This window comes from Acrocarpospora catenulata, assembly GCF_018476525.1.
GTDB lineage: Bacteria > Actinomycetota > Actinomycetes > Streptosporangiales > Streptosporangiaceae > Acrocarpospora > Acrocarpospora catenulata.
In genome coordinates this window covers 18,629-41,522 of the sequence record NZ_JAHCST010000061.1, presented here as the reverse complement: position 1 = coordinate 41,522, position 22,894 = coordinate 18,629, and the positions used below count along the sequence as shown (strand labels likewise).

25 protein-coding genes are annotated in these 22,894 nt (G+C 69.8%); 6 read left to right on the top strand and 19 right to left on the bottom strand.

Translation table 11 applies throughout. The annotated features are described in order from the left end of the window. Positions 1-39: 39 nt before the first annotated feature. The 3 genes from lysA to KIP79_RS37870 form a co-directional block, all read right to left on the bottom strand. Positions 40-1,368 carry a diaminopimelate decarboxylase gene (lysA, locus tag KIP79_RS37880; RefSeq protein ID WP_214109822.1) on the bottom strand — a complete coding sequence of 443 codons (1,329 nt, stop codon included), beginning with the start codon at positions 1,366-1,368 and terminating at the stop codon, positions 40-42. Further along, positions 1,368-1,628, bottom strand: coding sequence for an SAV_915 family protein (locus KIP79_RS37875; RefSeq protein ID WP_214109821.1), 261 nt, complete (start codon positions 1,626-1,628; stop codon positions 1,368-1,370). The genes lysA and KIP79_RS37875 overlap by 1 nt, the downstream gene beginning before the upstream one ends. Positions 1,629-1,745: 117 nt before the next feature. Then, on the bottom strand, positions 1,746-2,444 hold the full coding sequence (locus KIP79_RS37870) for a DUF4352 domain-containing protein (protein ID WP_214109820.1): 699 nt from the start codon (positions 2,442-2,444) through the stop codon (positions 1,746-1,748). A 363-nt stretch (positions 2,445-2,807) separates the two neighbouring features. Here KIP79_RS37870 and KIP79_RS37865 point away from each other — a divergent pair, with 363 nt between their 5' ends. After that, a complete protein-coding gene (locus KIP79_RS37865; RefSeq protein ID WP_214109819.1) occupies positions 2,808-3,602 on the top strand; it encodes a phosphotransferase in 795 nt (264 codons plus the stop codon). Here KIP79_RS37865 and KIP79_RS37860 read toward each other — a convergent pair. Genes KIP79_RS37860 through KIP79_RS37845 form a run of 4 tightly spaced genes read right to left on the bottom strand, consistent with a single transcriptional unit; the run spans position 3,595 to position 8,180 of the window. Next, positions 3,595-4,773, bottom strand: coding sequence for an ABC transporter permease (locus tag KIP79_RS37860; RefSeq protein ID WP_214109818.1), 1,179 nt, complete (start codon positions 4,771-4,773; stop codon positions 3,595-3,597). The genes KIP79_RS37865 and KIP79_RS37860 overlap by 8 nt on opposite strands. Positions 4,774-4,775: 2 nt before the next feature. Beyond that, the gene (locus tag KIP79_RS37855; protein ID WP_214109817.1) at positions 4,776-5,453 is read right to left on the bottom strand and encodes an ABC transporter ATP-binding protein; all 678 of its coding nucleotides are present in this window, start codon (positions 5,451-5,453) and stop codon (positions 4,776-4,778) included. After that, positions 5,446-7,239, bottom strand: a complete 1,794-nt coding sequence (locus tag KIP79_RS37850) for a peptidoglycan-binding protein (protein WP_214109816.1) — start codon at positions 7,237-7,239, stop codon at positions 5,446-5,448. The genes KIP79_RS37855 and KIP79_RS37850 overlap by 8 nt, the downstream gene beginning before the upstream one ends. Positions 7,240-7,298: 59 nt before the next feature. Beyond that, positions 7,299-8,180 (bottom strand): hypothetical protein, encoded by an 882-nt coding sequence (locus KIP79_RS37845; protein WP_214109815.1) that lies wholly within the window; start codon positions 8,178-8,180, stop codon positions 7,299-7,301. 128 nt (positions 8,181-8,308) lie between these two features. Here KIP79_RS37845 and KIP79_RS37840 point away from each other — a divergent pair, with 128 nt between their 5' ends. The 5 genes from KIP79_RS37840 to KIP79_RS37820 are packed head-to-tail and all read left to right on the top strand — an operon-like array spanning position 8,309 to position 13,062. Further along, on the top strand, positions 8,309-8,980 hold the full coding sequence (locus KIP79_RS37840) for a response regulator transcription factor (protein ID WP_214109814.1): 672 nt from the start codon (positions 8,309-8,311) through the stop codon (positions 8,978-8,980). Beyond that, positions 8,977-10,263, top strand: a complete 1,287-nt coding sequence (locus tag KIP79_RS37835; RefSeq protein WP_308170088.1) for a sensor histidine kinase — start codon at positions 8,977-8,979, stop codon at positions 10,261-10,263. The genes KIP79_RS37840 and KIP79_RS37835 overlap by 4 nt, the downstream gene beginning before the upstream one ends. Before the next feature lie 27 nt (positions 10,264-10,290). Continuing rightward, the gene (locus KIP79_RS37830; RefSeq protein ID WP_372453744.1) at positions 10,291-11,226 is read left to right on the top strand and encodes a cobalamin biosynthesis protein; all 936 of its coding nucleotides are present in this window, start codon (positions 10,291-10,293) and stop codon (positions 11,224-11,226) included. Positions 11,227-11,272: 46 nt separating this feature from the next. Further along, a complete protein-coding gene (locus KIP79_RS37825; protein WP_214109813.1) occupies positions 11,273-12,847 on the top strand; it encodes a cobyric acid synthase in 1,575 nt (524 codons plus the stop codon). Further along, a complete protein-coding gene (locus KIP79_RS37820; RefSeq protein ID WP_214109812.1) occupies positions 12,844-13,062 on the top strand; it encodes an SHOCT domain-containing protein in 219 nt (72 codons plus the stop codon). The genes KIP79_RS37825 and KIP79_RS37820 overlap by 4 nt, the downstream gene beginning before the upstream one ends. Before the next feature lie 163 nt (positions 13,063-13,225). On the opposite strand, the gene KIP79_RS37815 is transcribed toward KIP79_RS37820, so the two are convergent. The 12 genes from KIP79_RS37815 to KIP79_RS37760 all read right to left on the bottom strand — a co-directional run bounded on the left by KIP79_RS37815 (position 13,226) and on the right by KIP79_RS37760 (position 22,623). Continuing rightward, the gene (locus tag KIP79_RS37815) at positions 13,226-13,768 is read right to left on the bottom strand and encodes a hypothetical protein (RefSeq protein ID WP_214109811.1); all 543 of its coding nucleotides are present in this window, start codon (positions 13,766-13,768) and stop codon (positions 13,226-13,228) included. A 415-nt stretch (positions 13,769-14,183) separates the two neighbouring features. Continuing rightward, a complete protein-coding gene (locus KIP79_RS37810) occupies positions 14,184-14,909 on the bottom strand; it encodes a hypothetical protein (RefSeq protein ID WP_214109810.1) in 726 nt (241 codons plus the stop codon). Between the two features lie 274 nt (positions 14,910-15,183). After that, the gene (locus tag KIP79_RS37805; protein ID WP_214109809.1) at positions 15,184-16,230 is read right to left on the bottom strand and encodes a 1-acyl-sn-glycerol-3-phosphate acyltransferase; all 1,047 of its coding nucleotides are present in this window, start codon (positions 16,228-16,230) and stop codon (positions 15,184-15,186) included. 10 nt (positions 16,231-16,240) lie between these two features. Next, entirely contained in the window at positions 16,241-17,074 is an 834-nt protein-coding gene (locus tag KIP79_RS37800; RefSeq protein WP_308170087.1) for a patatin-like phospholipase family protein, read from the bottom strand. Between the two features lie 262 nt (positions 17,075-17,336). Continuing rightward, entirely contained in the window at positions 17,337-18,080 is a 744-nt protein-coding gene (locus KIP79_RS37795) for an SAM-dependent methyltransferase (protein ID WP_214109808.1), read from the bottom strand. A 365-nt stretch (positions 18,081-18,445) separates the two neighbouring features. Continuing rightward, positions 18,446-18,799: a hypothetical protein gene (locus KIP79_RS37790; RefSeq protein ID WP_214109807.1), complete on the bottom strand. Its 354-nt coding sequence runs from the start codon at positions 18,797-18,799 to the stop codon at positions 18,446-18,448. 131 nt (positions 18,800-18,930) lie between these two features. Continuing rightward, the gene (locus tag KIP79_RS37785) at positions 18,931-19,671 is read right to left on the bottom strand and encodes a hypothetical protein (protein ID WP_214109806.1); all 741 of its coding nucleotides are present in this window, start codon (positions 19,669-19,671) and stop codon (positions 18,931-18,933) included. Positions 19,672-19,733: 62 nt separating this feature from the next. Continuing rightward, a complete protein-coding gene (locus KIP79_RS37780; RefSeq protein ID WP_214109805.1) occupies positions 19,734-20,360 on the bottom strand; it encodes a hypothetical protein in 627 nt (208 codons plus the stop codon). Continuing rightward, the gene (locus KIP79_RS37775; RefSeq protein ID WP_214109804.1) at positions 20,353-20,694 is read right to left on the bottom strand and encodes a hypothetical protein; all 342 of its coding nucleotides are present in this window, start codon (positions 20,692-20,694) and stop codon (positions 20,353-20,355) included. The genes KIP79_RS37780 and KIP79_RS37775 overlap by 8 nt, the downstream gene beginning before the upstream one ends. Continuing rightward, on the bottom strand, positions 20,691-21,533 hold the full coding sequence (locus tag KIP79_RS50465; protein WP_214109803.1) for a GntR family transcriptional regulator: 843 nt from the start codon (positions 21,531-21,533) through the stop codon (positions 20,691-20,693). The genes KIP79_RS37775 and KIP79_RS50465 overlap by 4 nt, the downstream gene beginning before the upstream one ends. 251 nt (positions 21,534-21,784) lie before the next feature. Then, positions 21,785-22,126 (bottom strand): hypothetical protein, encoded by a 342-nt coding sequence (locus KIP79_RS37765; protein WP_214109802.1) that lies wholly within the window; start codon positions 22,124-22,126, stop codon positions 21,785-21,787. Next, complete coding sequence (locus KIP79_RS37760) at positions 22,123-22,623, bottom strand: ATP-binding protein (protein WP_214109801.1); 501 nt, start codon at positions 22,621-22,623, stop codon at positions 22,123-22,125. The genes KIP79_RS37765 and KIP79_RS37760 overlap by 4 nt, the downstream gene beginning before the upstream one ends. Between the last annotated feature and the right edge of the window lie 271 nt (positions 22,624-22,894).

Genomic DNA, 22,894 nt, shown 5'->3' with positions numbered 1-22,894 from the left:
TAATTCAGTCCTTGGCAGCGCTCTGGGGCTTGGCCTGGATCACAAGCCCACGTCGCGCCGGAGCAGGTCGTCCGGTTCCTCGCGGCGGACCAGGAGCCGGGCCTGCCCGTCGGCCACGGCCACCACGGGCGCGCGGCCGGTCGCGTTGTAGGTGGAGGCCATGGAGTGGTGGTAGGCACCGGTGGCGGCCACCCCCAGCAGGTCGCCAGGGCGCAGGTCCGCCGGGAGGGCCACGTCCCGGGCGATGACGTCGCCGCTCTCGCAGTGGCGTCCGACCACGGTGACCGTCCGCGAACCGGACTGGGAACGGCGGCCGATCATGCGGACGGTGTAGCGGGCGTCGTACAGGCCGGGGCGGGGATTGTCGCTCATCCCGCCGTCGACCGCGACGAAGACGCCGCCGGGGCCGGACTTGATGGCGATCACCCGGTACAGGGTCACCCCGGACGGCCCGCTGATGGACCGGCCGGGCTCCACGATTAGATGCGGTATCGGCAGGCCGTATTCACGGCACGCGCGGCTGATCTCCGTCGGTACGGTCGCGGCGTACTCGCGGAGGTCGAGCCCGTGCTCCCCCTCCAGGTAGGCGATGGCCTGCCCGCCGCCAAGGTCGAGCTCAGGCAGGACCACGCCGTGCCGGTCCCGGATCCGGGCCAGCTGCTCGACCATGATCCGGGCCGCCCGCCGGTACGGCTCCGCCGAGGCGATCTGCGAGCCGAGATGGCAGTGCAGGCCCACGAGTTCGAGCTCCGGCTGACCGAGCACCCGGTCGACGGCGGCGTCCGCCTCTCCGTCCGCGATCGACAGGCCGAACTTCTGGCCCTCGGCGCCGGTACGGATCTTGGGGTGCCCACCGGCCTCGATGTCCGGGATCACCCGGATCAGCACCCGTTGCCGCCTGCCGGGCGGGACCAGCGCCGCCAACCGGTGGATCTCGGCGAGGTTGTCGATCACGATCCGGCCGACGCCGATGGCCTCCCGAAGCTCGGCCGGGGTCTTGGCGTTGCCGTGGAAGATCATGCGCTCGGTGGGGAAGCCGGTGGAGCGGGCGATGGCGAGTTCCCCGGCCGAGCAGACGTCCAGGGCGAGCCCTTCGCGGCGGATCCAGTCGGCCATGCCCCGGCAGAGGAACGCCTTGGCCGCGTACGCGATGGTGGCGTCCGGCAGGGCCGTACGGTAGTCGCGGCAGCGGAGGCGGATGTCGGCCTCGTCCACGACGTACGCGGGGGTGCCGAAACGCTCGGCGATCTCGTGGAGGGGCACGCCGCCGCAGGTGGCCTGTCCCTCGGCGAAGAGGGTCGTGGTCGGCCACGGGTCGGGGGAGGCCGCGGTCGGCTGGCGGGTCAGATCCTGGAGGAGAACGCACATCACGCCGCTCCCACGGTGGTGGCCGTCATGGTGCCGGCGGGGTCGACGACGATGCCGGTGATGCCCAGCTCGCGGAGCATGCCGCGCAGGGCCGCCTCGCTCAGGCGTACCGAATGCTGGTCGGCCCCGAGCACCGTGGCCAGGCGCATCGGCGAGGAGAACGCCACCGCCGTCCTGGCGCCGGAAGGGGTGCGGAATATCCGCAGCGAGGCGCTGACCGTACCCTGCTTGACTGGCACGAAGAGCGGTTGATCGCTCATGATCTGGTCCTTTCCGAAGTACCACACGGCACCGACGCTAGGCCGGGCGGCGTTCTCCAGACCGGATCAATACGCGATCCCGACGGCCCGCCTCTAAACCCTGACGCGCCACTGACGTCAGGACCTAATCGACCACTCGCCCTGTTCCTTGGCGAAGCCGCTGTTCAGGGTGAACTGGAAGGTGGTCAGCTTGGTCCTGCGGGGGATCTCGAAGACGAGCACGCCCTTGCGGGTGTCGCCGGGGGAGACCTTGACCAGGCCGTTGAGGGCGGCGCCTTCGAGGACCTCGCCGTAGGTGGAGCGGTGCTGCTGGTCGTCGGCGTCGATCAGAAGGCCGCTGTTGCTGGGGGCATCGCTGTAGGTGGCCTTGCCGATGTTCTTGATGATGAGTTCCACGGCGACGTACTGGTAGCCCTGTTTGGGCTGGATGTACTGGTTCGCCGGTGTCGCGTTGATCACTTTGGTGACCTTTACGGCCATCAGGAGATCGTCCTCGATGCCGTGGAGCCGGATGATGTCGCCGAGGCGGCGGGGTCCTGGCGGGTCGGACGGCTTGACCGCGAGTTCCGTTTCCACCGGCTCCGTCGTCTCGGGGGCCGACTCGGTGACGTTCGGTCTGGTCGCCGTACCGCTGCTGCTCTCGTCGGTTTTTCGGATCGCGTAGATCACCCCGAAGCTGGCGCCCACGATGGCGAGGACCATCACCACGACCAGCAGGATCAGGGCCGTGTTGCTCCGCCGGGGTGGGGGAGGCGGCGGGTAGTAGTACCCGGAGGGCCCGTACTGCGGCGGACCCGGCGGCCCATACTGCGACATGGTGGTCTCCAGGGGCTCATGCGATCGAGTTCGCGTAATCATCCCGCGCCGCACGGATTCCGACGAGATTTGCCGCAGATGCCACTTCTTGACACTCGCGATATATCTCGAAATACTCGATCCGAGTCTAGGGGGCGGGAGGACCACGATGTCGTTGATCAGAATCATCACCAATCCGGTTCGCGACGCGGCCACGTCCGCCCGCCAGGTCCCGGCGGTCCCGCGTACCGCCCGGCACCGACCGTCCCTGGCCGTCGGCTGCACCCGCAGACGCAGAAAAAGTGGTCCCGATGACCGGGTTCGCCTCGGGGATTTCAGAATCTGAGACCGAATCAGGTTCGTATCGGGCTACGCTGCTGTCCCATGTCGATCTGGACGGAGGCCGCGGAGATTCCGCTGACCGGTGGCGATGTCACCGACGGTGTGGTGCGGGTGGGCAGGACCGTCCGCCGTCCCACCCGGCCGTCCACGCCGTCGGTGCACGCGCTGCTGCGCCACCTGGAGGCCGCGGGGTTCGACGGGGCGCCCCGGGCGCTCGGCATCGACGAGTCGGGGCGGGAGATTCTCAGCTACATCGAGGGTGAAGCCGCGGTCCGGCCCTTACCGGCGTACGCGGTCACCGATGCCGCCCTGGTGGCGCTCGCCCGGCTGCTCCGGGACTACCACGACGCGGTGGCGGATTTCCGGCCGGTGGGCGCGATCTGGGAGGACGGCTCCAACTGCGGCCCCGTAGAAGTCATCGGCCACTGCGACATCACCCCTGAGAACGTCATCTTCCGCTCCGGCGTGCCGGTCGCCTTCATCGACTTCGACCTGGCGCGTCCCACCTCGCGGCTCTTCGACATCGTCACCACGCTCAGGCACTGGGCGCCCATCGCGGATCCGCTCGACCGCGACCCCCTCCAGCGAACGGTGAAGGTCGGCCCCCGGCTGCGGCTCTTCTGCGACGCGTACGGGCTGAGCCCGGCCGACCGTCTCCGCCTCCTGCCGATGGCCCGGACGCGCTTCGACCAGTCGTACCTCTCCACGCGGCACAAGGCCGAGACCCTCGGCGGCGGATGGGCGACCCTCTGGGCGAACGGCGTGGGCCAGCGGATCCGCCGGGCGGCGGCCTGGCTGGACGCCAACGAGGACCTCCTGCACGAGCACCTCATCTGAGGGCGTCGACGGGTTCCATGCGGGCCGCGCGCAGGGCCGGATAGAGCCCGGCCAGCAGCCCGACCAGCGCCCCGGCCACGGGAGCGGCCAGGGCCAGCCGGATGTCCAGCACCGGCGTCCACTGACGGACGGCCGCCACCCCGACGACCGCGGCCATCCCCAGGCTGGCCCCGATCACCCCGCCCGTGAGCCCGATCAGGCTGGACTCCAGCAGGAACTGGCCGGCTATGTGCCGCCGCCCGGCCCCCAGCGCCCGGCGCAGCCCGATCTCGGCGACGCGCTCCATGACGGTGACCAGGGTGACGTTGGCGATGCCGACCGCCCCGACGACCAGGGAGACCAGGCCGAGAATGAGGAACATGCCGTTGACGTCGTCCTGGGCCCCGTCGCGGGCGCGCCTGGGGCCGGCCGGAGCGATCACCTGCAGTTCCCCGACGTTGCTGGGGCTGAGGGCGAGGGGAGCCTGACGGGCGATCAGCTCGGCGGCGCCGAGCTGGGTGGCCACCAGGACCCGGGTGACGTCCTTCAGGCCGAAGTCGGGACCGAGCGTGGGCGGCACCAGGACCGCGCTGGCCAGGACCCGCTCCCGCCGGAGATCGCCGATGATCCCGATGACGGTGTAGGCGCGGTCGTTGATGAACACCGCCGGAGCGTGGTCCAGCCGGGTGATGCCGAGCATGGCGGCGGCCTGCTCGCCCAGGACGACCACACGGTCGTGCCGGGCGACGTGGCCGGCGTCGTAGAAGCGCCCGGCCAGCAGCCGGCCATGGGTGGTCTCCGGCAGGTTGGGGCCGGCCGCGACGACGGCGAGGGTCTGCCCGAAGACCCGGGTGGGGTCAAGGAGATTGTTGGCGGTCACCACCAGGTTCGAGCTCTCCTCGTTCTGTGCCAGCGCTGTGGCCGACACCACGCCGCGCAGCCGCCGCAGTTCTCCGGGCGCGTCCCAGGAGACCAGCGGCCCGCGGCTGCTCGGCGGGACGTCGACGGTGACGCTGGTGGCCAGCAGTTCGTCGAAGCGCCCGACGATCTGGTTCCCGGCGGTCGCCGCGATGCCCAGGGTGACCACCAGCGTGGTGATCCCCAGTACGGTGCCCAGCGTGGTCAGCGCCGACCGCACGGGACGGGCGAGCATGCCCGCCAGGGATTCGGCCCACAGATCGCGAAGGTCCATGGTCACCCCTGCTCGGTGAGGAGGCCGTCGCCGATGCGCACCCGGCGTCCGGCCCGGGCGCTCACCCCGTCCTCGTGAGTGATCACCAGGATGGTCAGGCCCTGGGCGCGCAGCCCGTCGAACAGGTCCAGGATGGCCTCCGTGTTGCGGCTGTCGAGGTTGCCCGTGGGCTCGTCACAGAGCAGCAGGGCGGGCCGCGCCATCAGGGCACGGGCGATGGCCACCCGCTGCCGCTCCCCGCCGGACAACCGGCCAGGCGCGAACCCGGTGCGGTGCCCCATGCCGACCTGCTCCAGCGCCTGTTCGGCGCGGGCCCGCCGTCCCCGGCGGGGATGCGGCCCGTAGACCTCGGCCAGCATGACGTTCTCCACCACCGTGCGATGCGGGAGCAGGTGGAAGGACTGGAAGACGAACCCGATCCGCGCCCCGCGCAGTCGGGTCCGCGCGCCGTCGCGCAGCTCGGTGGTCTCCACGCCGTCCAGCCGGTACGACCCCGAGCTCGGTCGATCCAGTAGCCCGAGAATGTTGAGCAGCGTGGACTTCCCCGACCCGGACGGGCCGACGATGGCCAGATAGTCGCCGGGCTCCACCCGCAGGTCGACGTCGCTCAGCGCGCGCACCGGGGGATCGGAGGGGAACTCCCGGCAGACACCGGTCAGCTCGATGACGGGCTCAGGCATCGTTCACCACGACCCGGTCGCCTTCCTTGATCGCGCCCTCCGGCACGGGAGTGATCTCCACGTTGCCGTCGGCGGTCAGCCCGGTGCGTACCTCGACCTCGCGGGTCTGGTCGCCGTCCAGCGCCACCCGCACCCGGGGGCGGCCGTCGGCCGAGGTGACGATGGCGGTGACCGGAACGCTCAGCACCTCCCCGTCGGTGGACCCGACGGAGATCCGTACCGTCAGCGACGACCCGACCAGGTCCTTGAGCCCCTTGTTGTGGTCGGGCGTGAGCAGCACCGGCACCGAGGAGTCCTCCTGCGAGTTCTCCTTGTCCGAGGCGATCCGCGCCCCCTCGCCGAAGGCGGTCAGCGTGGCCGGCAGGAGGGTGCCGTCGAGAGTTTCCATGGTGGCCTTCTGGTTCGGGCGCAGCAGCTTGGCCTCCCTGGCCTCCACCGACCCGGCGACCGCGAAGGCGGAGCTGGTCACGGTGGCGACCTTGGCCTCGATGAGGTCGCCGGGCTTGACCTCGACCTGGTCGATGCGGGCCGGCAGCGTCGGGAGAAAGACGATCTCGCCGGCCGGCACGCTCGCCCCGTACGTCTTGAGGTATTCGGCCAGGATGCTCCGGGCGTCGGCCAGGTTGGCGGTGCTGTGGGTGAGTTTCATCCGCAGCGGGGAGACCTCCTTGGCCCGGCGGAGCGCCTGCTCGGCCGTGGCCTCGGCCTCCTTCGCGAGGCGTACGGCCTTGCGCAGCTCCTCCAGCCGTTTCTCCCGGTCGGTGCTGATCTGCTGCTCGTAGTCCGCCACGGCCTGGCGGGCGTCGTCCAGGTCCTGCTGGGCGTTGGCGAGCTTCAGCTCCAGCAGCCGGGTGTCCACCGGGGGCGCGGAGGGCGACGGCGAGGGCGGCGTTCTGGCCTCGTCCAATGCCTGCTGGGCCGCGAGCACCATCTCCTCGGCGGTGCGTACCGCACGCCGCAGGCCCGCCAGCTGGGTGGTCTGCTCGGGGGTCATCTCCTGCCGCAGAGCCTCCCGGAGCGCCTTCTCGGCCGTGGCGACATCGCGGCGGGCGTTGTCGTGGCGCATCTTGACCGGTTTCACGTCCAGCCCCTCCTCCAGCGCCTTGCGGTCGGCCGCCCGGGCCTCCTCAGCGGTCTGTACGGCCTGGCGCAACTGCTGCAGGGTCCTGCGGGTCTCCAGGTCGGGCTCCTGGACCCGGTAGCCACGCTTGCGGTACCAGGCTTCGACCGCGGTGACGGTGGCCTGGTCGAAGACGCCCGAGACGGACACCCGCGAGCCCAGACGGCGGAGCGCGCGTTGCAACTGCCGCACGTCCTCGCCTTCCGTACCGGGCACCAGCGGGCGGTACATCGGCAGCCGCCCGCGAAAGGCGAACACCGGTCGGCCGTTGGCCTGCATCATCACCTCGCCCTCCTTGATCGGACCGGGTTCGGGCGCCTTCGTGACGCGCTGGGGCGCGCCTGCGCCGGTGGCACCGCCGCCGACCGGCCCGCCCAGCGTGACCGGCAGCGAGGAGCCGTAGGTGAGCGTGCCGCTGACGGTGACCGTGCTGGTGAGCTTGCGCAACTCGACCGGCGCCGTGACCAGGGACGGGTTCGGCGGCCGGCGCGCGGCCGCCTCGTCGGCCGGGGAACGCAGGTTCGTGCCCACCGCCCAGCCGACGCCGGCGATCACCAGCACCCCGGCCAGGACACCGGCGAGCACCTTGTTCCTGGAGAGCCCGTTCCTGGAGCCCCCGGAGGTGGATTGACCACGGGCGCCGCCGGACGCCCTGAACTCGCGCATGCTGAACTCGCTTCGATGAGAGAAGAAGGCCGCGGAGAAAGGAAGGCCGCGCGCCGGCGCTATCCCTTGGTCGCCGTCGTGACGATGAGGCCCATGCCCCCGTAGAGATCGGCCACCTGCTGGTGGACCGTGTTCGCCTTGGGCCGGTAGACGGGATAGAAGTTCTTGCCGCACTCCAGATCGTCCAGCGCCGCCTTGATCTCGCGCGTCAGCATGGGCCGGGCCTCATCGGGCGTGGGCGTCTTCGCACCGAATTTCCCCAGCTCTTCCATGAACGGCTGCTCGGTGCTGCGGGAGATCTCGGAGGGGCGCTGGGAGGTCACCTGGTAGCCCTTGCCCTTCAGGCAGTCGCCGAACGCGCCGGCCAGTTCCACCAGCTGGGCGTCGCCGTCCAGTTCGCGGTTGATCGCCTGCTTCAGCATCTCGCTCTGGGCCTTCCCCAGCTCCTCCATGGAGGTCAGCTTCCGGCCGGTGGCCTTGTTGATCTGCTCCAGCATGCAGGCGCTCATCGCGTCGAAGTACGCCTCCCGCTGCGTCTCCGACAGCCCGGCGATGACCTTGTCGTTCGGGTCGCCGCTGTTCGAACCGCCGCCGGCAACCGCCCGGACGGCTACCCGCCCGCCCGTTTCATTCGGATAGACGAAGGAGGCGGCGAAGCCGAAGCCGTACTTGCCGCGGTACTTCTTCATCGCCTCGTAGTCGCCGGAACTCTCCTGTTTCATCTCCTCCGGGAGCTCCGGCTGGGAGACGATCGGGTGGTAGGTGAATCCCTTGCCCTTCATGCAGGTGGCGAGCCCGGCCTGGCGCTGGCGCTGCTGGTTCTGGGAATCCGCGGAGGGAGCCGCCGCCGACTCCGCCCCGCCGCCGCCCGAACCGCAACCGGTCAGAACGGCCAGTACGGTCACGAACGACAACACACTGGTCGTGCCCAGTCTGAACATGGAGTCCCCTTTTGCGGAAGCCCGGCGTGAACGGGCCCAAGGTTCGCGGGCCGTACCTGAAGCGACCCTGAAGGCAGCCGAAATCATCTTCAGGTTGGCTTTAGGTGGCGTACGGGATGCTGTGCGGCGTGCGATTGTTGCTGGTAGAGGATGAGAAGCGGCTGGCCGAGCTGGTCAAAGGCGGCCTGGCGGGCGAGGGGTTCGCCGTCGATCTGGCCCACGACGGGCGTGATGGCCTCTGGATGGCCATGGAGAACCCGTACGACGTGATCGTCCTGGACGTGATGCTGCCGCGCCTGAACGGCTACAAGGTGTGCGCGCGGCTGCGCGAGGCGGGCAACTGGACGCCGATCATGATGCTGACCGCCAAGGACGGCATCCACGACGAGGCGGAGGCGCTGGACACGGGCGCGGACGACTATCTGGCCAAGCCCTTCTCGTACGTGGTGCTGCTGGCGAGGCTGCGCGCCCTGGTGCGGCGGGGCGGTCGGGAGCGGCCGGTCACCCTCACGGTGGGCGACCTGGTCATCGACCCGGCGGGGCTGCGCTGCCGGCGGGGCGCGGTGGAGATCTCGCTGACCCCCAAGGAGTTCGCGGTGTTACACGGGCTGGCGCGGCGGCCGGGCGAGGTGGTGTCCAAGAGCGAGCTGCTGGCGCAGGCGTGGGACTTCGGCTACGACGGCGATCCGAACATCGTCGAGGTCTACGTCAGCGCCCTGCGCCGCAAGATCGATCAGCCGTTCGGCCGGTCGACGCTGGTCACCGTGCGCGGCGCCGGCTATCGCCTGGAGGCGTCGTGAGGCTACGGCTCGCCTGGCGTCCCCGCCGGATGCCAGCCCGGTTGGCGTCGGTACGGCTGCGCGCCACGGCCGCGGCGACGCTGGTCGTGGCGCTGGCGCTGGGCGCCGTCGCCGCCGTGCTGGTGGTGACGCTCCGCGGCAGCCTGGAGTCGAGCACGCTGGCCGAGGCCACCCGGCGGGCGGTGGCGGCGGCACCAATGGTTGCCCTGAACAGCACGAAGATCACTGACTGGTCGGTCGTCACCGAGGTCACGCCGACGGATCCCGACGTCCGCGTCGTCGGTCCGGTCGCCGGTCCATTGGACGCCATCTCCATCTGGGCGGAACCCGGCAAGTACGCCACGGCCACGCTGGACATCGCCACCGAATCAGGACCGACCACCCTGGTGGCCAGGGCCTCGCTGGCCGGCGCCGACCTGGCGTTGCAGACCCTCAACAGCACGTTGCTGCCGGGCGTGCCCGCGCTGCTGCTGGTGGTGGCGGGGATGACCTGGTTCGCGGTGGGCCGGGCGCTGCGGCCGGTCGCCGCGATCCGGGCCAAGGTCGCCGACATCACCGCCCGCGACCTGCACCAGCGCGTGCCCGTGCCGCGCTCCCGGGACGAGATCGCCGCGCTGGCCAGGACCGTGAACGGCACGCTCGACCGGCTGGAGACGGCCGTGGACCGGCACAAGAGGTTCGTGGCCGACGCCGCGCACGAGCTGCGCAGCCCGATCGCCACCCTGCGGGCCCGGCTGGAGCTGGCCCCGCCGAGCGAGCTGACCCGGGAGGCGCTGGCCGACGTGGAACGCCTCCAGTCGCTGGCGGGCGACCTGCTCCTGCTGGCCAGGCTGGACGCCGGCGAGCCGCCGCGCACCGCGGAACTCGACCTCGGCCAGATCGCCGCCGAGGAGTCGCTGCGCGTGGGCCGCCGCCCGGAGGTGCGCCTGAAGCTGGACGTCGAGCCGGACGTGGTGATCCTGGGGTCGCGCGGCCACCTGGCCCGGCTGGTGACCAACCTCGCGGACAACGCCGTACGGCATGCGACCGCCACGGTCGAGGTCCGGGTGCGCCGGGAGCGGGGCGTGGCCGTGCTGGAGGTGTTCGACGACGGGCCCGGGGTGCCGCCGGAGCATCGGGAGGCGGTGTTCGACCGGTTCACCCGGCTGGACGAGGCGCGGGCGAGGGACAGCGGCGGGGCGGGTCTCGGGCTGCCGATCGCCCGCGACATCGCCACCCTCCACAGCGGCACCCTGACGGCGGTGGACGGAGGCTTCACCGCGACCTTCCCCGCCGCCCACTGATGTCCCTGTGTGGGGGAGAATTCGTGAGTGATCAGTTTTGGGGCGGTCGCGGCCGGTATGGCGTTGGGGGTCGGGGTTGACGCCGTTGCCGGGGATCCTCGAAGGGGACATCCGGTCGCGGTGTTCGGGGGCCGGGCAGCGGCGCTGGAGAAGCGGATTTATCGGGATTCACGGCTTCGGGGGGTGGCGTTCACCGGGATCTGCGTCGGAGCCGCGACCGGTCTCGGTGTGGTGGCTTCGCGGCTGACCCGGCGCCATCCGGTCGCCCGTACGCTGGTGACGGCGGCGGCCACCTGGGCGGTGCTGGGTGGCACCACGCTCGGCCGGGAGGGCGCCGCGATGGCCGACGCCCTGGACCGGGACGATCTCACCGCCGCTCGGGCCCGGTTACCGCACCTCTGCGGGCGTGATCCCGCCCGGCTGGACGCGGACGAGCTGGCCAGGGCCACCGTCGAATCCGTCGCCGAGAACACCTCTGACGCGGTCGTCGCGCCGCTCTTCTGGGGCGCGGTCGCGGGGGTCCCCGGTCTGCTCGCCTACCGCGCGATCAACACGCTGGACGCCATGGTCGGCCACCGCTCGCCCCGGTACGCCCGGTTCGGCTGGGCTGCAGCCCGCCTCGACGACGCGGCCAACTACCTGCCCGCCCGCCTCACCGGCCTGCTCACCGCCGCGCTGGCGGGCACGGCCGGCGGCTCGTCCCGTACGGCGCTGCGGGTGTGGGCGCGGGACGGACGCCGGCACCCGAGCCCCAACGCCGGGCAGTGCGAGGCGGCGTTCGCGGGCGCCCTCGGGGTCCGGCTGGGCGGGGTCAACGCGTACGGGGGGCGGGTCGAACACCGTCCCGAGCTGGGCGACGGCCCGCGCCCGGTCCGGCGCGACATCCGCCGCTCGGTAAGGCTCGCCCGCGCCGTCTCGTGGACCGCCGCCGCACTCGCCGTCGCCGCGCGGGGGACCCGATGAGGCAGGGACGGTCAGCCGGACTCGTCGTCACCACGAAGGGGGCCTGGTGAGAGGGGCGCTGCTGGTCGCAGGGACCACTTCCGACGCCGGAAAGAGTGTGGTCACCGCGGGGATCTGCCGCTGGCTGGCCCGGCAAGGGGTCCGGGTCGCGCCGTTCAAGGCGCAGAACATGTCGCTCAACTCGTTCGTCACCCCCGACGGGGCCGAGATCGGGCGCGCCCAGGCCACCCAGGCCGCCGCCTGCGGCATCGAACCCACGGCCGACATGAACCCGATCCTCCTCAAACCGGGCAGCGACCGCCGCAGTCAGGTCGTGGTCCTCGGACGGCCGATCGCGGACGTGGACGCCATGGAGTACGGGGCGTTCAAGGCCCGGCTCCGGGAGGTGGCGGTGGAGTCGCTGGCGCGGCTCCGGGAGGCGTACGACGTGGTGATCTGTGAGGGGGCGGGGAGCCCGGCGGAGATCAACCTGCGGGCGGGGGACATCGCCAACATGGGGCTGGCCCAGGCTGCCCGGCTGCCCGTGCTCGTGGTGGGCGACATCGACCGCGGGGGAGTGTTCGCCTCGCTCTTCGGCACCCTGGCCCTGCTGGACGCCGCCGACCAGGCCCTGATCGCCGGATTCGTGATCAACAAGTTCCGTGGGGCTGCTGAGTTGCTCGCGCCGGGGTTGGACATGCTCCTTGGGCTCACCGGCCGCCCGACCTACGGGGTCCTGCCCTGGCTGGACGGCCTCTGGCTCGACGTCGAGGACTCCCTCGCCCTGGACAACCGCCCCGGCCAGCCCTACCAGCCGCACGCGCTCCGGGTCGCCGTCATCCGCTTCCCCCGCATCTCCAACTTCACCGACATCGACGCCTTATCCGCCGAGCCTGGCGTGCTCGTCCGCTTCGTCCGCACCCCGGCCGAACTCGACGACGCCGACCTGGTCATCCTCCCCGGCTCCCGTGCCACCGTCGCCGACCTCCACTGGCTCCGCCAGACCGGCCTGGCCACCGCCCTCCACGCCCGCGCCGCCGCCGGCCGCCCCATCCTCGGCATCTGCGGCGGCTACCAGATGCTCACCCACACCATCCACGACACCATCGAATCCCGTGAAGGCCAGGTCCAGGGCTTAGGTCTCCTCCCCGCCACCGTGACCTTCGCCCCCGAGAAAACCCTCACCAGACCAACCGGCCACGCCTACGGCCACCCCGTAGCCGCCTACGAAATCCACCACGGAATCGTCGCCATCGACCCTGCCCTCGCCCTCGACGTGGTCTCACCTCAGAACGGCCCTGCTGGAGAGGCGAAGGGCCCTGTCGGCGACGCGTCCGGCCTCCAGAGGTTCGTCGAGCCCTTCCTGGACGGCTGCCGTGTCGGTGCCGTCTGGGGAACAACCTGGCACGGAGCCTTCGAAAACGACGCCTTCCGCCAAGCCTTCCTGACCGACGTCGCCACCATCGCGGGCCGCCCCTACACGCCCATCCCCGGCATCTCCTTCTCCGGCATGCGCGAATCCCGCCTCGACGCACTCGGCGACCTGATCGGCCAGCATATGAATACCGAGGCCCTACTCCACCTGATCGAATCCGGCACCCCCCCGAACCTCCCTCTCATCCCCCCAGGAGGCGCCCGATGACATCAACCGCCCTGTTCCTCGGCGCCGCCTTCCTCTTCCTCCTGTCCGTCATCATCGGCATAGTCACCGTGGTCGTCCTCTCCACCCGCCGCCGCCACCCCTACCCACCCCTCGCCACCGACCCCCGAGAAATCCTCCGCCGCCGCTACGCCGCCGGAGAAATAGACGAAGCCGAATACCAGCATCGCCTTTCTTTCCTTTCAGAGAACTCCTGATTACCCCAGCCGCCTTCGGCCGGCCAAGGGCCCACATGGAGGGGTATCAGCAGGGGCCACAGCCTCTCGCGGGGCGAACACCGTCGCCCCACCGCGATGCTCAACCGTATCCGCGGTGGTGCGGCATCACCTGGGCGTCCAACTGAACCCGCAACTTTCTCTGTCAACCTTCACCGGATCGGGATCCAGCGTCACCTTCGGCGGCAGCTGCTTCCAGTCGTTGCTTGTGGCGTTGGCGCCATCTCTCCGGGATCGTGGGGACGGGGCACTCGTGATTGTTTATCCGCCTGCCCACGACTGCCAGGTAGTTGTTCCCGTCGAACCCGAAATACACGTTCGTGGGTTCCACTTGCATCGAGTTGGACTCAGGATCCCAGGTCCAACTCAAATTCGCGATGCTCAGGGCTTCGGTCACCTCGGCAGGGGACAACTCGGCGGAGTAGATCGAACCGGTGTAGGGAATGTCCACGCGTTCCGACCAGGTCCGAATCTCGATCGCCTCGACGAGGCGGCGCGGGCAGTTGCAGGTCCAGACATCGACGCTGTCGAAAGAGCGCACCCATGAGTACCTTCCATCTGAAGGCACTAGAACCGAGTTCCGTGGATAGCCGAGTACGTCGTTGAGTTCGGTCATCGAGATGCCGCAGCAAAAAGGGCCGACGACGCCTGTCGTAGCGAAGCGGACCAGGATGTCCAGTAGTGGCACGGTGAAAGTCTAGAGCGGGCGACAGAAGTCCCCAAGATCTCAGTCGCATGATTGCCGTTTGCCTCCCGCCCACCCGCCCGTTCACCTTCCGGGGCTCCGCCCTGTTTCGTGGAGCCGTGTCCGACCAAAGGTCAAGCTGAGCCCGGCCCGACCGAAGTCAAAAGGCGGTGGAAACAGCCACCGACTGTCGTGCGCGGAGCCGGGTCCGACCGAAAATCGAGCGGAGCCGGGTCCAACCGAAGTCAAAAGATGGGTACCAACTGTCGTGCGCAAATCCGGTCCGACCAAAAATCGAGTAGAGCTGGGTCCGACTGAAGTCGAAAGGTGGGTGGGAACAGCCATCCACTGTCGTGCGAGGAAACGAAAAGGGGATCGGGGTGAGTGCGGAAGAACTCTGGGGACGCGGTTGGGCTTGTCAGGCGGTAGGTGTGGGGGTTTCCGGGGTTGCCGGGGTTTCGGGGGTTTCCGAGGTTGGGGGCTGGGACGGGTCGATTGACTTGTGGCCGGGGAATTTTTCGCCGTCTGGGCCGAAGCGCTTTTCGAAGCGTTCGCCGAAGCCGGGGGCCGAGCCCTTGAAGTGGCGACCGGACCAGGGGCCCTCCGCGGGACGGGTCAGGTCGACGATCATGGTTGCCGTGGCGTTCTGGCCCTCGACCGTCGCCATGACGCTCACCTGGTCGTTGACCTGGATCGAGCCGACTCCTTCGCGCCCGCCGTTGACACGGGTGCTGTCGTTGATGGCGTACGTGCGCGAGTAGTCGTCCTCGCTCTTGACCGTGATCGAGGACCCGTCGACCGCAGTGACCGTACCCTGCTGCGTGGCGAGAGTCTGGAACCCGCCCTCCTCCTTGGGCACCACGAACTCCCCGTGCAGCGCCCCGAACATGCCCCCGCGCATATGACCGATCTTCCCCGGCCCGACCTTCTGCCCCTCCGACGGCGACGCGGACGGACTGGCCGCCCCGCTCTGCCCCGCACTGGGCGTCGGCGACGAAGCGGCGGCCGCCACCCCAACCCCACCGGCCGCGACCGCGGCCGCCACCACCCCAGCGATCACCCACCGCTTCGACCCCCGCCGAACCGGCTCACTCGCTAAGACCTCCGCCGACCCGAACGGCGACCCGAACTCAGGATTGCTCATCGATAGCTCCTCCCATCAAGGGCCAATTCAACGACCACTTGCCTAAGACGGGCGTAAGGGTCGTCAGGGGTCTGCCGCCAGGCGGGCGAGGTTGTCGGCGGCTACCCACGCATGCCCACGTCCCTGCGCGACCCGGAACGACAACCCGCGATTCACCAGATCACGCAGGTCGCTCGCCGGCCTTTCCACTGCGGCTTCCGGCCGAAGCTGCCCCCGCCAGGACGGCGGTCGTAGCGGATGCTCCATGATCACCTGCTAACGCCAAATTTGGCAGCTAAGAAGCCTCCTTTTGCGAGGTCAGGTGGGTGGGGCGGTTGTCGGTGATCCACTGGTCGATGGTGGTCCACTGGTCGAAGAGCCAGGTGATCTGGGTGTCGCGGGTGCGGGGGACCTGGTCGGCGGGATAGCGCCACCACTTGGCTTGGATTTGGGCGTTGGCGGGGAGTTTGCGCCAGATGTCGCCGAGGGTGATGAGGTGGTCCAGGCCGGTGTGGGCGACGAAGATGACGTCCGCGGTGGGGCAGGACTCGATGGCGGCGATGGCGCCGTTGGGGCGGGGCGGGAGGAGATGGTCGAGGGACTCGGCGCGGGCGGCCTCCTCGCGCAGGCCCTTCTCACGGAGGCGGCCGATGGCGCGGCGGCGCCGGGAGGGGGTGAAGTTGCCACCCTCAGGGAAGATGACCAGCGCGTCGGTGGCGTCCATGCCCGCCGACAGGCGCCGGATCTCGGCGGTGATCCCGCTCTCGGCCGTCTTGCGTGGGACGAAGGCGTTGGGCAACCGGTTGATGACCACGTCGAGGGACGGATCGAGTTGCAGTGCGGCTTTCATGACGATGCGGGGGCGCCTGCCGTACCGGGCCAGTAGGTGGTAGACGAGGAGGAAGGAGTCGCCGGGGCCGGCGTGCCGGGAGAGCACGATGACCGGGCGGGTGAGCCGCCGCGCGATCTCCTCGGCGGTGAGTTCGGGTTCGTCGATGTGCACGCTGAGGCCGAAGATGCGGACGGCGGCGCCGTACACCCGGGAGAGGAGCCAGCGGATCAGCGCGTAGTGGCGGTTCTGGTGGGTGTCCACGTGCAGCCGTCCGCCGAAGCCGCTGGCGATCCAGAGTCCGAGGCAGGCGACCAGGGCGGCCGATTCCAGGGCCAGCCAGGTGACGGTGAAGGTGAGCAGGCGCATGGCCCTGCGCTGCGGGGGCGGCAGCCGGAGCGAGGCCAGGAAGGCGACGAGCAACCAGATCGGCAGGGTCAGGATGACCGCCAGGGTCAGCGCGATCACCAGCGGCGCGAGGATCAGGCGCCTGACGATCCGGGGCGGCACCATCGTCGGCTCCTTACCGAAGGGGGGTGGTGATTGACGCCAGATACTCCGACGACGCCTGGTAGGCGCGGGTGATGTTGTCGGTGATCCGGGACGCGTCGCGGTAGCGCAGATCGGACAGGCCCGGCTTGCCGTTGAACGCGGCCGGCATGATGTGCACCTCGATGTCGCCGGGCAGGGTGGCCATCTCCTCGGCGAAACGGTGCCGCCGGGCGATCTCGAAGGCCACCAGGCCCACCTCCCAGGGTTTGCTGGGCACGGCGAGCGGCCGTTCGATCCGCCCGACGTGCAGCACGAAGATCCGCCGGGCCCCCAGCTGCACGGCCCGCCCCACCGGGATGCTGTGCACCAGCCCGCCGTCCAGGTAGTGCTCCCCGTCGATCCGTACGGCGGGCAGCAACCCCGGCACCGCACAGGAGGCCAGCACCGCCTCGGCCAGCGGCCCGCTGTCGAACCACCGCGCGCAGGCCCGCTCGATCGACGCCGCGACACACTGGAACGGCACCTGGAGCTCGTCAAAGGTGCCGGGAATGACCCGGCTGAGCATGCCCCGCAGGGGTTCGATGGAGTGCAGATGGGTTCCCGTGCGGGCCAGCGTGGACAACCGCGTCACCCAGGATCCGGCGAAAGCCGTACGGACAATGGCGGAGCCCCACAGCTCGCTGAGCCGGTCGACGGCGGTGTCCGGCGCCGCGGCCAGCAGGACCCCGTTGAGGGCGCCCACGGAGGTGCCGACCACCAGGTCCGGCGCGATCCCGGCCTCGGCGAGCGCGCGCAACATGCCGACCTCGTGCGCGCCGAGCACCCCACCCCCGCCGAGCACAAAGGCGGTGTGCGGTTTGTTCACAGATTCCACTGATCCTCCGCCTCCCAACATAGGCATGTTGCCGGAACCGGGAAAGCGACGAGCGACCAACCGTCCAGGTGATGGCGGACGGGACGACACCCCGGCTCCCCAGCCACGCCACCACGAGACCCGTACTTATGCGCGGGCTCCTGCCATCCCAGACGCAGGAGCCCCCGCCAGAGGTGACTCGTACCGCGACGTCACGAGAGCGCATTCTTGGCCGTTCGACAGCCCGCGAGGAGCGCGCTCTCTGTCCACTGTGTTAATCCACAGTCGGCTTCCGGCCTACGCCGCCGATTATCCAGACCTCCTCCGGAGTGATGTCGGTTTCGGTGTCGGGCCGCCATTCGGAAATGCACACCACGCCGGGATCGATGAGGTCTACGCCGTCAAAGAAGCGTTCGACTTGATGGTGCGTGCGGTGTGTGGCTGGATATTTGGTGTTCTTGTAGACCTCGCGGGCGCCACCGGCGTTGTCCGGCCTGGGGTCGGCGGTGGCGTGATTAATGACGAGGTAGCTACCCGGGGCCATGGCGTCGCGGAGGTGGGCGACGATCCCGTACGGGTCGGTTTCGTCGTCGATGAAGTGCAGGACGGCCACCAGCAGGATGGCCATCGGCTGGTCGAAGTCGATCTGCGCCCGGGTGTCGGGATGGTTGAGGATGACATCCGGCTCGCGCAGGTCCGCCGTGATCACGCTTGTGTTCTTGGCTTCGGTGGTCTTCAAGGCGCGCGAGCGGGCCAGCACCTTCGGATCATTGTCGACGTAGACCACGCGTGCGTCCGGCGCCTCAGCTTGGGCGATCTCGTGGACGTTGCCCTGGGTGGGCAGGCCACTGCCGATGTCGAGGAATTGGCGGATGCCCGCCTCGCGGGCCAAGAATCGCACCGCACGTTGGATGAACCCACGGTTCTCCCGTGCCATGAGAATGACCTCGGGAGCCGCTGCGATCACCTTGTTCGCGGCTCGGCGATCGGCGGCGAAATTGTCCTTGCCGTAGGACATGCGTAAAACGAGTCTTTTCGCCGATCGTTGCGTTACCGTGTCCATCTGCCCTCTCACCAGCGGCTTTGCTGCTCTGCGATCTCCGCGCGAGCCCGGATCGACGGCCCGGGGGCGGTCGGACGGCTCCAACTTTCACTACAAGGTCAAGGGCGCTTCGCGCCACGCGGGGGGCTACCGGCCGCCCTCCCCGCCGGGCATGCGGCCTTCGGCCGGTCCCGGCGGGAGCGGCCAGCCCTCCGCGCTCTAAGACCATGACAGTACGGACGTCATCACCAGCCCCAGCCAGCCCTACCCCGACATGCACGGGCGGGTTCGCCCCTCGAAACGAACCCGCCCCCGCCTACGGCCCTGCCGACGACACTCGCTCAGATCGTGCGAGCGGCCATCCCCGCGACCTGACGCGCCTGACGCGCCTCCAGGTTTTCGCGCACCTCAGCCCCCCGCGCTGCCGAGGTACGCCACAGGCCCCGCACGATGAACACCAACCGCGTGCCGCCCTCAGCAGCTCGAATCAGTAGCCACTGCACCAGATGTAAGGCCAGAATCGGCCAGCCAACGGCGTATTCGACGATGGCCCGTACCTGCCGCCATCCGCGTATCGGATCGCCCGAGTACCGGACCATCACGCGGTCGTACACGGCCGGACGCACCAGCCGCAGCAGCGCCAGCCCGACCAGGACCGCTAAAGCGATCTTTAGGTACAGGTAGAGGAACGCCACCTCTCGACTCCTTTCCTTGCTAGAAGGGAAGCCCAGCCCAACGGCCGGACTTGCGAACGCCCGAGACCAGACCACCCACGGTGATCCCGCCCCGGAACTCTGACGAGCAGCCAGACCCGCCCCCAGGGCGATCAGCTCACCCCCGCTGAACTCCCCGCCCCTGCCACTTCACCGGCCCCCGCCCCGCCGCCCTCCCGCCTGATGTCATGCAGACGCATGACCAGTTGGGTGGCCAGCACCCGAGGATGCCGAGCGAACTCGTCAAGCCCGATATAGACGTTGTGGCCGACGCTGACCGGCCACCTCCAGCCCGCACCCTCACCCGGTTGGAACAGCTCGCCCAGCACCGCCACCGGCTCAGCGCTGCCTGCCGTCACCACCTCCGCACTGACCCCCAGCCGAGGGCAGAAGGCCAGCGCGGACGGGATACACCTCCGGCACGTGGGCGGTTGGTTGGTGTCCCCGGCATCGCCGTTACCGGCCCCGCCATCCGCATCGGGCACCCCCGCCAGCCCGTGAAACGCCGTCTCGGTCAAGATCCAGGGAATCGGCTCACCCGGCTCCGCCGCAGGCAGCCCGCACACCTGACACAGCAGCTCGCTCATGCACCGCCATTGCCGAACGGTGTTGACCTGCCGCCACAGCGGATCACCGACGCCCGAATCCAGCACGCGCGCCCGCAGAATCCCGCCCACCCAGTCAGCCGCCCGCCTGCTGGCATAGGTCAGGTACAGCACTTCCCGACGCCGAGACCAGTCCATCGCGAACAGCAGCGGATCGTTCACCAGCTCACCCGAACGGGCGATCACGTAAGGAACGGGGATCTCCCCGCCATCCCCGAAGGCGGCCAGCGGAATCACCCCGGCCCGCAAGCCCGGCCCCGCCCCCGACGACGCCCCCGACGACGCCCCCGACGACGCCGCACCCGATGCCCTCACCGGTCCACCCCCGACAGGTCAGGACTGCACACCAGCTCAACCACCCCAGCCGGTGACCTCACCTCGTGTCGGCACCAGATCTTCATGCCGTCCCGCACCCAGGTCCACAAGAGCAGGTAGCCACCCGCCGACTCCGAGCTGACCGTGAACACCCTGCGCCAGTCGGAAGCCATCGCCGTCAACTCCAGGCCCACCCCCACGCCGAGGAAGCTCTCCACCCCCGCCGCCTCCAGACGAGCCCGCACCCGGGAGAGCCGAACCACCTCACCCACTTCACGCGGCGCCAAAGACCGACGCTTCACGCTCTGCCGCACCAGCGTCACCACCGAATCCAGATCCGGCGTCCGCCACGGCAACCCACGCTCACCGCCGTAATCCAGCCCTCTGCCGAAGAAGGTGCCGCACACCTGGAAGTGAGCCCAAAAGGGGTTCCACTCCACCTCTGCCACCACCCGCGACGGACCCCGCACCACCGCTTCACACGCCAGCAGCACCAGCGCGTCCGGACCATCACCCCCCAGGCGCATGACAACCTTGCCGGTCAACCCCGCCGCCCTCAGCCGCTCCCGGACCAGCGCCAGCCGACCGCTCATCTCCTCTATCGCCTCATCCGGATCACCCATCGACGACACCCCAGCTCTGACCGGCCACCAGCCCAGCCACCACCCGCACCACCTCATCGGCCGACCGCCCGAGCCGCCGCGCCCGCCCATCGCGCTCGACCTGGAAACCCTCACCGTCCACCGACACCACCGCGACCACCCCACCGCCGCCGAGCACTTGCAGCCGCACCGGCTTGCCCCCGCCATCACCGGACAGGCCCACCGCGTCGGGCACCGTTTCCGCCCGCACGCCCCGGGTTGCGATCCCGCGATCACGCAGCCCTGACCGGATTCCCGCCAAAGCCCGCAGCTCCCCCAGCTCTCGAACGGGGTTCTCCGCCGCTTCCCCGATCACGGCCCGCCCCCGGCACGCTCGTAGGCCACCACGGCCCGGCTGATGGCAGCCAACCGCGCCTCCAACTGGTCGCCGTCAGTGGGCCACTCGCGCGCCACCCGCGTGTACTGTGCCCGCCGCACCACCACCAGCCCGAGATCGGCCAGCGCGACAAACGCCTGACTGATCGTGGACCTGCCCGCCCCGTACACCTTGAGCAGCCGATCTATGCTGGGCACCCGCCCGCCCTTGGGCCACTCCTCACGGCAGATCCGCACGACCAGGTCATCAGCGATCTCTTGCCAGCGCGGCACGTCCCCAGCCGGTACCGACCTGTCCGGCCGACCCGCCACCGTCCCCCGATTCTGGCCCCGACGACAGGCAAGCTCGCGCTCCACCAGCGCATTCACCGCCCGATCCGCCGTTGCCGCACAGACCGCAAAGATCCTGGCCACGTCCCGATCCCTCAACGGCAGCCCCGCAGGCAGCACCCTCCCCTCGATCCAGCCCCCCATCACATCGGCCACCCGCTCATGCACCACACGGCCCCGCACCCGCACATGCGCGGCCCAATCACCCCGAGGAGGAATCCACGGCAGCGCCCCCGGCCACCCGCCCGCCGCGCTCACAACCACGGTGCCCTTACCACGCAGCGGAGTGACCCACCCGTGATCGGCGAGCCTGCCGTAGGCCCACCGCACCACCCACCCCGACACCCCATAGACCGCGCCGGCCTCCCCATGAGGAGCCAGCCGTTCGCCGACCAGAATGACCCCCGACCGAACTTGCTCGGAGATATGGACCGCGAGCTCTTCAAACTCCCACAGCCCCCCGGGAGCCTCAGCGACATCCCCCGCCATCACACCCCCGCCACTCATCGCCCGACCTTCCTCACGCGCCGAAGTCCGCCGTCCCAGCGACGGCATTGCCGAACACACCAACCCACGTGGCGGAGCGGGAAGAGCCAGGCCCCACACCCACTCACCCGCCCCGCCACCTCACTCCGGCAGACCCGCATCCCGCGCTACGGGGGCATTCACGCGGGATGGCGCTCATCAGGACGAGCCACCCGACCCCGAGAGCCAAGGCCCAGCCGAAGGAGCCTCACCGCCTACCCGCCCGGTGCCATCCCCGGACCGGCAGGACTCTGGTAGCCGCAGATCATCCCCGCCGCATCCGAGGCAGTCCGGAACGGCAGCAGGCGCGCCGATTCCCCCTTGAACAGCGAGACCAGGAACGTCCGGCCCCGCCGAGCGACGGTCACCCGAGCCACTTCCGCCCCTCCGGAGTCGAAGACCATCAGCGCCGGACACGAGGCCCCGTCGTCGTCCAGGCCCGCAGTTCCGGGGAAGTAGGCCGCGCTCATGCCTCGCTCGCTCACCAGCGTCTCCAGCGACCTCAACAGGGCTTCGTCGCTCTCGACCGCAGGCCCGACGTGATGCCCTCCGCTCACGAGGCCGCCCCGATCCTGGCGTAAACGACCTTTCCGCCGCTTGCCGGACGCCGGTAGCCCCAGTCCTGCGACACCGCATCGACCAGCAGGAGCCCCCGCCCGCTGATGGCATCGGCCCTCGGCTCGACGAGCCGTGGAGGCTGGCGGGAAGGGTCCCAGACCTCAATCACCGCCCCATCCGGAACGCGGTAGATGGTGACCCCCACCATCCCCATCAGCGGCTCACCGGTCTCAGGGTCGATGACCCGCATACCGTCGTCGATCTCGTCGCTCTCGTCGGTTCCGCCGTCGCTCTCGTCATCGACCCCGTGCTTGACCTTGAGATCGTCGAGGGTGGCCCGGATACCGTTGGTGACCAGCTCGGTCACGATCAGCTCAGCGGAGTCGATCAGGTCACGCCGTCCCCACTCCATGAGCTTGGCCCGCACCTGTTCCCGAGCCAGCGCGACCGAGACAGGGTGAGTGACCAAGTGCTGATAGATCCGCCGCACGACCACCGTCCGCACTGTGCCCGAATCGCGGTGAACGCCCCGGTAGTCGCTCTGGTTGCCGTTCTCGTCACTAGAGGGTTGCTCTAGAACCCGATCTTGTCGCCCCACTGTGTGAGTGGCCCTATCGTGTGCCATGGGTCAGGATCTATCCCTTCCTGATCAAGGGTTCGGCTGGTCGTTCGCAGCGCCAGCCGGACCCGCCTACTGCTGTGGCGATCACGAGCCCGAACGGCCGTTCACGCCCCCCAGGCAGTTCCGACATTTCCGGCGATAATCA